The organism is Pseudomonas sp. WS 5411, assembly GCF_012985595.1.
Lineage (GTDB): Bacteria > Pseudomonadota > Gammaproteobacteria > Pseudomonadales > Pseudomonadaceae > Aquipseudomonas > Aquipseudomonas shahriarae.
The window spans coordinates 577,198-590,426 of sequence record NZ_JAARMC010000002.1 but is presented as its reverse complement, the minus strand read 5'-3'; the positions used below and the strand labels follow the sequence as shown (position 1 = coordinate 590,426).

The following is a 13,229-nucleotide window of genomic DNA, read 5'->3' as shown; positions in this document are numbered from 1 at the left end:
CTCGCCTCGGCGGCCCGCTGACAATCACGGAGTTGCGCGCCTTTAAACGTTTGATGAGTAGTTGTTCGTTATAAATCAATGGGTTGGCTGTTAATCAAAATGAGGTCCTCGCTCAATTTGAGAGCCTGTGTGCCGACAACCTGTTCGGCGATGACCGCGAACGCTTGCTCAATCTGCGGGAAATTGAGCTGGCCATTGATCAGCTCAAATGATGCAGGTCGTCGCTCAGTGCAAGGGCTCAACAGGCTGTTTCGGTTTTATACCTGCTGCCGCGAGATCGTGAGCGGAGCCCCAGTCATACATGGAGTTTTACATGAAGCCAAAGCCGTTTAAAAAAAGCCTGCTGGCTTTAATCGTTGGGGCAATCAGCACTCAAGTGCTGGCCGTTGAAGTGGATCTTGGCCAAGGCAAGAGCACCTGGAGCGGTGAGAAGTTTAGTGAATCACTGACCTTCACCGGAACGGTGACTCAACCCACGAATGTGACCGCTAGCCGAGGCATTAGCAATTGGATGGGGGTGAGTGTCGCTGATACGAGCATTCAGGGCTCGTTGATCAATCGTGCAAATATTAATTTGGATGGTCAAGGGCTCGACATTCACGGGTTCGCCGTGGACCCATCTCTGCAACTGACCGCTAATCCAGGAAGTAGCACCATCACGGGGGATGTTATCCAGGCAGCCGACATCACCCAGAGTAACGGGGCGTTTCAAGCCTTTGAGATCGGCGCTACTAATATTGGCGGGAGCGTGATCAACTCCGGGACCATTCAATCCACGGCCCCAGTATCCAATCCCTGGACTTTTCGCGATGGCATCCGGTTGCATGGCACCACGGTGGCGGGGGATGTTTCCAACACTGGCGTGATACGGATGATGGGCGTCAACTCGCTTGCTATGCTGCTTGACCGAGGCGGCGTCTTCCCGATCAGCATAGGTGGCAAGATTCTCAACTCCGGTACGTTGTCTGTGACGGGCGACGACTCCTGGGCTTTCGAGGTGGAAACCTCCACATCTCCCTTGAGGATCGAAAACAGTGGCCTGATTTCCGCGAACGGCGCTGCTTCCGCTGGCGTGGTGTTTCATGACGGCACTGTCGATTACATCCTCAATACCGGCACGATCGAAGCAAAAGGCGAAAAGGCTGATGCTTTTGACTTCCACGGAGCAACTTTCGCTCAGAACAGTGCGCCCGGCTCTCGCGGCATCGTCAACCGAGGCACCATCAGTGCCGATGGCGTAGCCATTTATGCAGATATCGACGAGCAAACCTCCCCCTTCGAAATCAACCAGCAAGCCGGCGAAATCCGCAGCAACTCTGGCACCGCCATCGACGCGGCCAACCTGGCGAGCCTGAACTGGAGCGGCGGCAAAATCGTCGGTGATGTGCTCGGTGTCACGGCTGTGAACATCAACGGCCAGGCCGACTTTACCGGCGCGCGCATTGGCAGCCCGGTATCGGTCAACGCGGGTTCGTTGAACCTGTCCGGCGCCGGCACCACTATCACTGGCGACCTGAATGTAGCCAGCGGCGCTGGGGTTGATATGCGCCTGTCCAATAGCGTCGTACCGACCACGCCTTACCTCACGGTCAGCGGCGCTGCGAACTTCGCCCAGGGCTCCAACGTGACCTTGAGCGCCAAGCCCGGTGATTTCACCGCAGCCCCCAGCGGCACCGAATACACCTTGCTGCAAGCCAGCAGCGTGCAGAACAACGGCCTGACGGTCGCCAGCAGCTCGTCGTTGCTCGATGTGCTCAGCTACTCGGCCGATGCGCAGACGGTCAAGGCCGTGGTGGGCTTGAAGAGAGATCAGCAGGTGCAAGAGGAGCTGACCAATGTCGGCGCCACCTAGCCGGTTATCACTGCCGTTAACGAAGTGAAAAATGACGTGCTTGGGCAACTGGATGAGAGTGATCCGGTGTTCCAGGCCGTGGCCAACGCCGGCAGCGCCCAGCAACTGGCGCAGATTGGCGAACAGCTCAAGCCTGACGTAAACCGTGGCGCGCTGGACGTGGCCTTGTCTGGGCAGACCGTGATCAACGGCACGATCCTCAACCGCCTGGCCGGCCAGCGCGATGGTAGCGAGCGTGGCGGCGTGTGGGTGCAAGGCCTGAGCAGCAACATGGACCAGGACGGTCGCGGTGGCGATAACGGTTACTCGGCCAACAGCAGCGGCGTGGCCGTCGGCGTGGACGGGCGTTTGAACGACAGCACCCGTGTGGGTGTGGCGTACAGCTACCTCAACTCCAATATCCATTCGGACCTGGGCAACAAGACTGAAGTGCAGGGCAACGCGCTGTCGCTGTATGGCAACTGGTCGCTGCAGAACTGGTTTGTCGATGGCAGCCTGAGCTATGGCGTCAACGACAACGACAGCAAGCGTCATGTCACCGGCACTACAGCGAAGGGCAGCTACGACAGCCAGGCGCTGTCGGCCAGTGTGGTGGGCGGTTACAGCTTCAAAGCGTCGGACAGTGTGCTGATCGAACCGCGTGTCGCCGCGCGTTACTCCAGCGTGCACATGGACAGCCTGCATGAGAAGGGCTCTTCGGCGGCGCTGAACACTGGTTCCCAACGTTACGAAGTCGGTGAGCTGGGCGCCGGCCTGCGTGTGGCAGGCAACCTGGCGCTGGGTGCCGGCACTCTGCAACCGGAAGCGACCGTGATGGCCTATCACGACCTGATGGGGGATCGCGTGGCGCAGACTTCCAGCTTTGTGAACGGTGGTTCGACGTTCAGCGTGACCGGCGCATCGGTAGCGCGTGACAGCTATGAGGCCAGCGTGGGTGTGAACTACCAGGTCTCGGCGTTCAGCGTCGGCGCCAGCTACACCCGTCAGGCTCGCAGTGGGTTTGATGCCGATGGGGTGATGGTTAAGGCGCGGTACGCGTTTTAAGTAGAAAAACCGGGGGCCAGACCACGATTGAATTTTTAATCGGGGTCTGGCCCTTTTTTATTGCTCGTTTTATGTGCTCTGCAGACTCAACCGTCGCCCAATCAAATCGTAGCGATTGCGCAAGGCTAGGTTTTCCAACCGCTGGGGGAAAACAGGCTTAAACCACGATTCAACCGCTACTGATTGTCTGGCCCCCTATTTGCTTCTTCTTTCATCAAAAAAGGCAGGTGCGTCACCTGACACGACGAGGGCACGTCGTGACAATTTGCCAGCTCTGTGCATTTGGTGAAAACTCCACTTTAAAAGGCCCCAAGAGTTTGCTGGGCAGGCATGTGCTGTCAGGGAGACTGTTGATCACAGTCTTTACGATGGCCAGTTACCACCAATGGCGATTATTTCTATAAAGGATTGAGATGTTCGAGATAGATCGCGGCAGCAAAGTACTGTTGGTGGACCAGATTCGCAGCGAAATCATCCGCCGCATCGAATCTTTTCAATGGGTGCAAGGCAGCCGTTTACCGTCAGTCAGGGCACTTTCCAAACAGTTGGGCGTGAGTATTTTTACGGTGAGCAGTGCCTACGAGGATCTCGTTGCCCAACAGGTCATCGAGTCCCGGCCTGGTGCGGGTTACTACATTCTTGCGCCCACTGCTCCGGACGTTTCCAAGGATCTGGACAAGATCATTGCGCCATCCAGTTTGCACGCGGGTTTTCTTTATCGGGCGCTGGATCCTTCCCAATACGATATTCCTGTCAGTTCAGGGTATTTTCCACCTGCCTGGTTGGCGGACGCCGTTCCGGCATCAGTGACCGGCCGGCTGATTCGCAGCACGCTGTCTTGTAGTGCCCCGGCGCCTGCTGCGGGCAAGCAGGAGTTGCGTTCGGTGATTGCGCGACAGCTGCGGGAAATTCAGATCAATGCCTCCAGCAGCCAGATTGTGGTGACTGTGGGGGCTACCCATGCGTTCTCGTTGATTCGCAGTGTTATGCTTGAGCCTGGTGATTACCTGTTGGTCGAGGATCCAAGCTACCTGCTGCTGCAGTTGCGGCTGATCAAAGACCGGGATTTCAACATCATCACCGTCCCCCGCATGGCAGATGGCCCGGACTTGGAGGCCATGGAAGCCATGTTGATCCAGTATCGACCAAAACTGTTTCTTACCCAGACCCTGATCCACAACCCTACCGGGGGCAATACCTCGCCGGCCAAGGGCTTCAAGATTCTTTCGTTGGCGCAGAAGTATGACTTTCATATTGTCGAGGACGATATCTTCGGTTCGTTATGTGCCCGGCAAACCCTGCGCTTGAGCAGCCTGGATGAATGGAACCGCACCTTCTATATCAGCGGATTCAGCAAGGTACTTAGCCCGGCATTGCGCCTTGGGTATGTGGTGGCGCCGGCGAAGTTTGTCGAGGGACTGATCGAACAGAAAATGTACAACTTGTTGTGCGGTTCATCACTGGACGAGACGATCGTGACCTACACCCTGGAGTCCGGCCGCTATCGACACCATTTGGATGGTTTGCGCCAGCGGGTGACGCAGGAGCGTGTCCGGGCGCGGGAGTGGTTGGGGAACAAGGGGGTGGTGTTTGACGATGCCAGTGCGCAGGGGGTGTTCTTGTGGGCGCGGTTTCCTCAGCACGTGGATCTGCGCCGCCTGATTGAGCGGGCACACGATGCCCGCATTTTCCTGGCGCCTGGATCACTGTTCAGTAACACGCACGATTATGATCAGTACATTCGCTTGAACGTCAGTCATTGCAACGATATCCGGTTCAAGCACTTCATTGATGCCCAACTGGACTGTGAAACTGCGCTCACAGGCAAGACTGAACAAGACGCCTGACCCTCAAGGCTTGATGCGTGACCCGGTATCGTGCGGTGAATGTTGCGCCGGGTCGAGGTTTCGTTGCCAGCGTTTGAAGTACTCCGCCAGGGTTGCTACCTCTCCCAGGTCTTCATAAGAGTAGATGTTGCCGGTAAGGATCTGCACGTCATCATCGTCGTGAAGCATTTGGATGGATGAATCCTCAGCGATTTCCAATCCATTGACAGCCAAGCTGATGTTGTCGATCCAGTACAACGGTTTCCCGTCCTGGCCGGACCAGACCTGAGCGTCTGCGTAAAACGACTTCAGGGCCAGTCCGTTGGTTTTCATGGGCATAGCGTTAACCCCGTTTACTGCTGGGAGTGTTCTTGATGCCTGCTGATGGATGACATCAGCCGCACTCGGTTAGATCAGACTGCGTGGGTCAGTTTTTTTTCAGCCCTGAAGCGCAGCCGTGTGTAGTCCACCGTCCAATGTCCGCTGGAGTCCAGCAGGTCGCTGGCCAGTTCCTCCGTGACCTCCTCCAGAAACTGCGCGTGTGCGTCTACCGGTAAAGCGGCTAAATAGGGGCTGCCATAGGTTTTTATCCATTCGCTGACGGGGTAATCCAGCACCATTGGGCGCTCGAACCAACTGATGAACGTGACGTGGAACCCCACCTGCTCCAACACCTGTTGGTACTCGTGGGCGGAGGGCAGATACCAAGGGTCAATGTCCTGCGCATCGACGGACCTGCGTTCCAGGGCCTCATGGATGGCCCGCCGGATCAACAGGGCGTTCTTCGCACCGGCAAACTCACCCACAAACCGCCCGCCGGGTTTGAGTGCCATGAAGGCGCCACGGGCTACTTGATCAGCATGACGCATCCAATGTAGGGCGGCATGGCTGAATACCGCATCGAATTCCTGGTGGAAGTAGAGCTCTTCGGCATTGCCCAGTTTCACCTCAAGGTTGCGCGAGCGTGCGGCGTTCACCTTCTCGGGGCTGGAGTCGAACCCCACCACCTCCGCACCCTGGCGAGCGAGTTGTTCACTCCAATAGCCATCACCGCAGCCGATATCCAGCACCCGCTCCCCCGTTTTGATTGCCAGCAACTCGATCGCACCGTTGGCCCGGTGAATCTGCGAACACGTGTTGGTTTCATAAGGCAGGGCGTTCCTTTCCTGCAACTCGAAAAAGGGTCGGAAAAAGCTTGAGGCAGTCATCGGGAGGTCTCCGTTTAGGGGAGGTGATGTGGCTGTCGGGCTGCAAGCCCCTCTAAGCATCACCTTGGGCGAGGTGAAAAAGGGCGCGCCGGTTGCCCGGCGCACGCTCCGGTTCAGATGCGCTTGGACAACCAGACCAGCACGATTACCACGACGCATGCGGCCGGGGTCAACCAGTTCCAGAGCTCACCCATCAGCCAGATCGAAAAGGCAAACGTGAAGAACGGCTGTAGCAACTGCAACTGGCTAATGCGTTGGATGCCCCCCAGTGCCAGTGCACGGTTCCATGAAAAGAAGCCCAGCAGCGAGTTGACCAGCGCCAGGAAGAGCAGGGCTGCTACCCCTTGGCCAGGCAGGTTGGCAATAGCTTCGCCGTCATACAGCCAGAGGCTGACCGGAAGTAACACAGGCAGGCTGATGACCAGGGTCCAGCACATGACCTGCCAGCCCGGCAGTTCCTTGGACAGCGCGCCGCCTTGGGCGTAGCCAAAGCCGGCCAGCATGACGGCGCCCAGTAGTGCCAAGTCACCGATGTAGATATCCGAGACATTCGAGTTGATCACGGTATAGGTCATGACCACCAGGAAACCCAGGCTCGACACCACCCAGAACATTTTGGAGGGGCGGGTACCTGTGATCAGCGTGCCGAAGATAGCCGTAGACAGTGGCAGCGCCGCGAGCACCACGCCGCCGTGGCTCACGGGAACGTATTGCATGCCAAGGGCGGTAAGGATTGGAAAGCCGTAAACGATCCCGGTGGATGTCAGCAGCATTCGTTTGATTTGCGATCGAGTGGGCAGCTTGGCTCGGCCGAGAATCAGAAATGGAATTGCCGCAAACGCTGCCAGCACCGACCGGAAAAAACCGACTTGCAGGGCGCTTAGATCGCCCGCGAGTATCTTGGCCGCCGGTAGGGTCATCGCGAAAGCTGCGACCGAAATGAGCCCTAGGAAGTAGGCTTGCAAGTCCTGGTTTTTTGATTCTTGAAAGCTGGCGATATTGGTTTGCGTCATGGGACGTTTCCTTTGGTTTCGCCGGTGGTGCATCCGCCCATGCGGGTGGATGCGCAGGCCGGTCAGATCTGTTTGTTATTGAGGTTGGGTTTATCCAGGGGGCTGGTACTCAGGAAAAATACCAACGATGAACGTGTGCCACTTTGTACCTTGCGTACCCCATGGGGGATTTCGCAGCGATTGATCAGCACATCGGCATAGCCGGTTTTAAACTGCGACTCCTGGCCTTCATGCTCGATAAAGAACTCGCCGCCTTCGTATTGCCTGCCGAACTGAATGACCACCGAGTAGCGATATTCCAGGTTGCTGTAGGTATCAATGTGCTTACCGATATAGTTCCCAGCCTCCAGCAGGTTGGATTGGCAACGACGGATAAAACACTCTCCCTCCATGATGCCGTTGAAAAACTCACGGCTTTTGCCTGACGAGAGAATTTCCACCACCCGTTCGCCATACGGTGTGTTCCGATACACGGGCAACTGGCCTTTTTGGTCTTCCATGAAGCGCCCAACCGCCAAAAAGTTTTCTTCGCCCACATCGCCGATTTTAATGATGGTTTTGGGGATGACCTGGCACGCGGTCTCCAAGTAGTCGATATCTTCATCTGAGAACAGTTGTGAAGCCTTGAGGCGTGCGTAGGCGTCGGTGTGCAACTGTTGATTGGCTGCTTGAATCGTCTCTTGCATGGTCAGGCTCCTTGAGAGGTGGAAGTGGAGAACGGGCAGTTATGAGTGTCCGAGACAGTGGTTTCGAGAGGGCCGAAAGGCTCCTGCACACCTCGGCACAAGTGGTCGCGAATCAGATACAGCCCGGCCATGAACCCCCAGACTTCCAGGAACGGGCCATAGGGCGAGGGTTGTTGCTCGAGACTGGCGCGATAGTTGGCGATGTGCCGGAAGTGCACGTTGGGGCGGCGGTGATGCGCGTCATGGTTCGGCAAGTCTTGCGGGTACACATACATCCGCACGGGGATGTCCAGGCACACGCACTGCAAACCCCAGATCAGATGGGCGATGATGCCGCGTTCCGGCGGTTTGCGGCCCTGGTAGCGACCCCAGGTCAGGCGGCCGTAGTGGTCTTTTTCGCTGCGCCGAGCGTCCCGTTGATAAAACCAAAGGTGCTCGGTAAACAATTGCAGCCACATGGAGTGTTCAAACAGCACGGCGCGAGGAATCACGTACATCAATGCGAAAGCAGGTAACCCGCCCGTCGCCCACAAAAGCACCAGCACCACCCCCCAGAAGCACCAGCGAAACAGCGCTGCGCGGCGGTCAAGACGCACGAAGCAGTCAAGCCATGTCTCCCGCCATTGACGCAGCAGATAAGTAGGGCGAAACGGGGTGCAGCACACTCGCAACCAGTACGCTGTTTCAGGCATTCCCGGGTAGAACCCTTGCGCCCGGATAAAGCGTTGGTCGGGGTCCTCGTCAGAACACAGCACGCGGATGTTGTGGTGCTCGCGCACATGGCTCTGGTTGTAGGTGTCCCAGTCCTGATAGAGCAGCGGTGTGCTCAGAAATAACCTGGCGTAGCGCTGCGCCCGTGTCTTGTCCTTGAGTACGGCACCGTGGGTAAGGTAGTGAAAGGTGGCTTGCAGGCTACGCAGGCGATTGACCATCAAGACCCAGGCCATCAGTACCAGCAGCACCGCAGTAGCGGGTTGAAAAGCGCCCTGCAGAACGGCCTGGCCGAGCATCACCAAGGCGATTATCACGGCCCATGTAAAGCACAGATGAACCACCAGGTAGCGTTCCCCGGTCTTCTCCATTTCACGCTGCAACACCTGCGCTGTCCGCGCCTGACCCTTACCGGTCAGCCACGTCCAGAGCCCCTGAAAGGGCAGGTGGGCATAGGCCGCTCGAACATCGCCCCGTGGCCCGTACTGACAGTAGTGAGTGTGGTGACGTGCACCTTGCCCCGGACTCATCAGTAGACCCTGGTCAAGTAGAGGACGGGGATGGTGCTGTACAGCCAATAGAATGGCTGCATGCGATTGTGATCGGCGCCGATCACTATGGGGTTGGTCCACTGCTGGGCAAACACTTTGCCAATCGCGGCGTACTCCGCTCCCTGGGCATACAGCACCTGCATCAACTCTTCATTACTGCGCTGTTGATGCCAGGCCTGATAGAGCGCCAGCCTCGCATTCAAGATCGCGGCGTAGTCCAGATCGTTGTCGACGATGCAACCGTTATCCCCGATTGCCAGGCGTTGCTGGGCCTGCGCTGTCAGCGCGTTCCAGATGTCCTTCCCACCGGCCGCCTCGGCGATCATGATCGTCTCGGTGTCCCGCCCCAAGCGGTCGAGGATTTTCTGCTGGCTGACTCGCAGTTTGTGGGCGAAACCTTCGCGTGTTTCCTTGAGACGGCTCAACGTACGCTCGTCGAACCCTTCAAAATCCCCGGCTGCGATGGCGATGCGTGTCTCAATGCCGTGTTTTTGCAACACTGCCTGTAAGTCGGGCAGGGTCTTGACTACACGTCCGGCCACCAGCCCGATGCCTTCGCCCAAATAATCGAAGGTGTAGCGAAGTCGCCCGTTTTTGTTCTCGTAGCCATAATCAGGGCATACGGGGGAAACCAGCGTGACGATTTCTCCGGCAAGCCCCTTGGCTAGGGTCTCGGCGAAACGCGCGATAAAGTGAGGCGCCGATTGGGCGAATGACAGCCGTTTAAACGCCTGCTCCAGGTCCACCACCAGAGCATCTGGCAGCGCTCGCATGGCCGGATAACGTACTTTCAAGGCTGGCGTTGTCGCGGTGTTGTCGTTTACCGCACAGAGCAGCAAGTTCAACAGCGACGGGCGGCTTTGATTGATATACGGCTTGTTCAGAACCAGCGTTTTCTTGTTTTGATGTGTGCGCACTTCCCACTGAAAGCCAGGGAACTTTGACTGGATAAAACGATAAAAGGGCATGTAGCGAGGGAGCCCCGTAACCACATCATCTGAATGTTGAAACTGTGCATATACGGCCGACAGTTTTGTAACTTCTTCTTCGATGCAAAGTGCCTTGACCAAGTCGGATGGCGGCATTTGAGAAAGCGATATCGGCGACAACACACGCTTGCTGATAAGTTTATGCGTAAGTTTGTTTCTGACGTAATAGTGCGCGAGAGATTGGCTCATAGGTTCACCGGTACGAAAGTTTCTGGTCGGCAGGCATTAGTTCAATACTGTTGATGTTGACGTGTTGCGGCTGTTGCAGGGCCCAAAGAACAGAATTTGCAACATCCATTGGCTCAAGTGGCGTCAGGGAGCTATACGCCCGGTCAGCCAGGGACTGGTCGCCTGCACATTGAACCAGGGCAAACTCCGAGCGGGTTTTGCCGGGCGCGATGTTGGTCAGGCGCACTTTAGTACCGACCAACTCCGTACGCAGGCACCGGCCAAAGTGATCGACAAATGCTTTGGAGGCGGCATAAACGTGCCCGCCTTTATAGTGATAATGAGCACCGATCGAAGTCAGGTTGATCACATGCCCGCAGCCACTTTTTATAAGTGCTGGCAATACGGCCCGCGTGACATTGATCAAGCCGTTAATGTTGGTATCCAACATGGTTGATACATGCTCGTCCGAGACATCCAACAGTGTGCCCTGGCCCTGGATCAAACCTGCACAGTTGATAAGTTTACTAATGTCTGCAAATTCGGCAGGAAGGCCTTTCAAGCAAGTCTTGAGCTGTGCACTGTCCCGAACATCATTGGTCAACGGATAGAAGTTTTCGCGCAGCTCATCGGCTATTGCAGATAGCCGTTCGGTACGACGCCCGATGCCGACGACCTTGTTGCCCTGCGCGATCAACTTTCTGGCACATGCCAGCCCAATGCCAGATGTCACCCCAGTTACGACAACCGTCACGTCACTGTTCAATTGAAGCCCCTTTTGATTGTGGTTTTTATGGATAACTGGAGAGCAGACGCGTCGGTGCCTAGTGAGCTCCCGCAGATTAGAAAGCATCCCAGGCGATGTACCGGTACGGCGATGAGGGGGGGCAGCAAACTGTCTGGTGCTGCGACCATGACAGTTGAAGGGGGCTATTTTTGGCGTTCGTGAGGGCGGCACAGCCGCGAAGGCAGATCTGTGATGCCATTCCCGTGCGCGACCCTCTAGGAGCCGACCCGGCGGTGGTCGTTAGCGATGACGCTGGGCAACTGACAGTCGGCGGCGCTGTAACGGCCGTTATCGCTGGCAAGCCAGTTCCACGGGAGGAGGTGGTGTCAGGGGGGGCTGCGATGCCTGTCGTCAGAAATGGGATCCAATTCACACAATAGCCGCGAACTTTTCCGCTTATTTGGCTACTAACCCATCTCGGCACAACATTGATGGCTAACTAATGGCAACTTTCAAGTTGTGCCGAAAGCTGTATCAAAACTGATACCGCTTGTCGGAATAAAAATTCCGAATACAAGCATTTAATTGTTGCTGATAGTTTTTATCGTTATTAATCAGCAGCTTACGGGTGATTTAATTTTTAGCTTCAACTAGCCGGGAGTTTTGGCTGGGTGGAAGTTCGATGTTAGTTTGCCGCCCCTTGTTACTCGATGGATCGAAAATGCCTTCGTTATTGCCACGGATTCGGTATTCCCTGTGTATTGCCCTGTTCGCCCTCTGTGGGTCAAACAGCGCAGTGGCCGCGACTTCGCCTGGCGATCAGGACCTGATCCGCGAGCGGCAAAACCGCCTGCTCGAAGAGCAGCGCCGGCGCCTCGAAGACCTCAAGGAATTGCCCGGCAAGGAAGTCAAACCCACAGCGCCCACCGCCCCGGTGGATAACCGTTGCTTCCCGATCAAGACCATTGAACTCAAGGGCGCCGACAGCCTGTCCGCCACCGAGCGTGAGCGCTTGATCAAGCCTTACATCGACCAGTGTCTGGGCGTTTCCCAGCTCAATCAACTGCTCAAGGCCGTCACCGATCACTACATCGACAAGGGCATGGTCACCAGCCGTGCCTACTTGCCGCAGCAGGATTTGTCCAAAGGGCATCTGCAGGTGCTGGTGGTCGAAGGCAAGCTCGAAAGTTTGCAAGGCGCGGATAACAGCAAGCTCTCGGCACGCGAGTTGGCCATGGCCTTTCCTGGCCAAAACGGCGACCTGCTCAACCTGCGGGAAATCGAGCAGGCCATCGACCAGCTCAACCGCTTGCCATCCAACCAGGCCCAAATGGAACTGGCCCCCGGCGAAGCCGTCGGCGGCAGTTCGGTGTTGGTGAAAAACAACCCGCAAAAGCCCTGGCGCGCCAGCTTGTCGCGCAATAACGACGGGCAAAAAAGCACTGGCGAGCAGCAGTGGGGCGCCGGCCTTGAGTGGGACAGCCCCCTGGGCCTGGCGGACCAGTTGGTGTTGCGCGGCGGCCATGATGCGATCAGCGATCACCAGAAAACTTCGAAAAACGGCATGTTCTATTACAACGTGCCGTGGGGCTGGTGGAACTTCAGCTACACCTACAGCGAGAGCGATTACCGCGCGTTGGGCCAGGCCGATACGTTCAGCTTCAAGCAATCGGGTGACAGCCAGAACCACCAACTGCGCGCCGAGCGCGTGGTGCATCGTGATGACGTGAGCAAGACCTCGGTCAACGTCGGCCTGGCTCACCTGCGCACCAATAACTATGTGTTCACCACCCGCCTGGACAGCAGCACTCGCCTGAGTGAAATGCAGGTCGGCATCAACCACGGTCGGCGGGTCGGCAGTGCCTTCGTCAACATGGATTTGGGCATGCAGAATGGCATTGGCCTGCTCGATGCCCAGTCCCAGGACGAACGCGGCGAGTTTGGCAGTCGTCAGCCCAATTCGCGCTACCGCAAATACACCGCCACCGTCAGCTACCTGCAGCCGTTCACCTTGTGGGGCGAGTCGTTCAGTTTCACCAGCCTGGCCACCGGCCAACGCAGCGAAGACATACTGTTCAGCCCGCAGCGCATGAGCCTGGGTGGCTCATCCTCGGTGCGCGGCTTCAAGGACCAGCAACTCAACGGTGACAGCGGCGGCTACTGGCGCAACGACCTGCGCTGGGCGCGGCCGGTGCTGGTGGATTGGTTGCGCCCGGCCTTCGGCGAGTACGGCGTGAGCCTGGGTTACGACCAGGGCGTGATCCGCAATGACCGCTACAACGACACTGTCCACGGCCGGGTTTCCAGCAACTCCGTGGAGCTGTTCGCCCGTGGCAAGAATGTCAGCACCAGCGTGACCTTTGCCCATTCTTTGGAACGTCCGGCAGTGATGAGCGAGCGCGAAGCGCCGATCTACTTCCGGATGGATTTCTACCTGTAATTCAACGCCTAGCC

The 13,229-nt window shown here is 57.1% G+C and carries 10 protein-coding genes and 1 pseudogene; 4 read left to right on the top strand and 7 right to left on the bottom strand.

Going from position 1 to position 13,229, the window contains the following annotated elements; all coding sequences use genetic code 11:
* Positions 1-83 precede the first annotated feature (83 nt).
* From HBR93_RS26895 to HBR93_RS06425, 3 genes and pseudogenes are all read left to right on the top strand, one after another.
* The gene (locus tag HBR93_RS26895; protein ID WP_262377258.1) at positions 84-212 is read left to right on the top strand and encodes a hypothetical protein; all 129 of its coding nucleotides are present in this window, start codon (positions 84-86) and stop codon (positions 210-212) included.
* Between the two features lie 101 nt (positions 213-313).
* A pseudogene (locus HBR93_RS06430) lies at positions 314-2,896 on the top strand (autotransporter domain-containing protein).
* Positions 2,897-3,309: 413 nt separating this feature from the next.
* The gene (locus tag HBR93_RS06425; protein WP_057441722.1) at positions 3,310-4,743 is read left to right on the top strand and encodes a PLP-dependent aminotransferase family protein; all 1,434 of its coding nucleotides are present in this window, start codon (positions 3,310-3,312) and stop codon (positions 4,741-4,743) included.
* 3 nt (positions 4,744-4,746) lie between these two features.
* On the opposite strand, the gene HBR93_RS06420 is transcribed toward HBR93_RS06425, so the two are convergent.
* The 7 genes from HBR93_RS06420 to HBR93_RS06390 all read right to left on the bottom strand — a co-directional run bounded on the left by HBR93_RS06420 (position 4,747) and on the right by HBR93_RS06390 (position 10,814).
* Positions 4,747-5,055 (bottom strand): hypothetical protein, encoded by a 309-nt coding sequence (locus HBR93_RS06420; RefSeq protein WP_169960015.1) that lies wholly within the window; start codon positions 5,053-5,055, stop codon positions 4,747-4,749.
* 80 nt (positions 5,056-5,135) lie between these two features.
* On the bottom strand, positions 5,136-5,930 hold the full coding sequence (locus tag HBR93_RS06415) for a class I SAM-dependent methyltransferase (protein ID WP_169960014.1): 795 nt from the start codon (positions 5,928-5,930) through the stop codon (positions 5,136-5,138).
* A gap of 113 nt (positions 5,931-6,043) precedes the next feature.
* Positions 6,044-6,943 carry a DMT family transporter gene (locus HBR93_RS06410; RefSeq protein WP_057441728.1) on the bottom strand — a complete coding sequence of 300 codons (900 nt, stop codon included), beginning with the start codon at positions 6,941-6,943 and terminating at the stop codon, positions 6,044-6,046.
* Between the two features lie 62 nt (positions 6,944-7,005).
* Positions 7,006-7,629 carry a 2OG-Fe(II) oxygenase gene (locus HBR93_RS06405; RefSeq protein WP_057957953.1) on the bottom strand — a complete coding sequence of 208 codons (624 nt, stop codon included), beginning with the start codon at positions 7,627-7,629 and terminating at the stop codon, positions 7,006-7,008.
* 2 nt (positions 7,630-7,631) lie between these two features.
* Entirely contained in the window at positions 7,632-8,726 is a 1,095-nt protein-coding gene (locus HBR93_RS06400; protein WP_169960013.1) for a fatty acid desaturase, read from the bottom strand.
* Positions 8,727-8,869: 143 nt separating this feature from the next.
* Positions 8,870-10,069, bottom strand: coding sequence for a hypothetical protein (locus tag HBR93_RS06395; protein WP_169960012.1), 1,200 nt, complete (start codon positions 10,067-10,069; stop codon positions 8,870-8,872).
* 4 nt (positions 10,070-10,073) lie between these two features.
* Positions 10,074-10,814 (bottom strand): SDR family NAD(P)-dependent oxidoreductase, encoded by a 741-nt coding sequence (locus tag HBR93_RS06390; protein ID WP_222932490.1) that lies wholly within the window; start codon positions 10,812-10,814, stop codon positions 10,074-10,076.
* 682 nt (positions 10,815-11,496) lie between these two features.
* Here HBR93_RS06390 and HBR93_RS06385 point away from each other — a divergent pair.
* Positions 11,497-13,215 (top strand): ShlB/FhaC/HecB family hemolysin secretion/activation protein, encoded by a 1,719-nt coding sequence (locus HBR93_RS06385; RefSeq protein WP_057957957.1) that lies wholly within the window; start codon positions 11,497-11,499, stop codon positions 13,213-13,215.
* Positions 13,216-13,229: the final 14 nt, after the last annotated feature.

Excerpts from the sequence above, each read along its gene's own strand:
- HBR93_RS06425 (WP_057441722.1), top strand. The coding sequence starts at position 3,310 with ATGTTCGAGATAGATCGCGGCAGCAAAGTACTGTTGGTGGACCAGATT.
- HBR93_RS06420 (WP_169960015.1), bottom strand. The coding sequence starts at position 5,055 with ATGAAAACCAACGGACTGGCCCTGAAGTCGTTTTACGCAGACGCTCAG.
- HBR93_RS06415 (WP_169960014.1), bottom strand. The coding sequence starts at position 5,930 with ATGACTGCCTCAAGCTTTTTCCGACCCTTTTTCGAGTTGCAGGAAAGG.
- HBR93_RS06410 (WP_057441728.1), bottom strand. The coding sequence starts at position 6,943 with ATGACGCAAACCAATATCGCCAGCTTTCAAGAATCAAAAAACCAGGAC.
- HBR93_RS06405 (WP_057957953.1), bottom strand. The coding sequence starts at position 7,629 with ATGCAAGAGACGATTCAAGCAGCCAATCAACAGTTGCACACCGACGCC.
- HBR93_RS06395 (WP_169960012.1), bottom strand. The coding sequence starts at position 10,069 with ATGAGCCAATCTCTCGCGCACTATTACGTCAGAAACAAACTTACGCAT.
- HBR93_RS06385 (WP_057957957.1), top strand. The coding sequence starts at position 11,497 with ATGCCTTCGTTATTGCCACGGATTCGGTATTCCCTGTGTATTGCCCTG.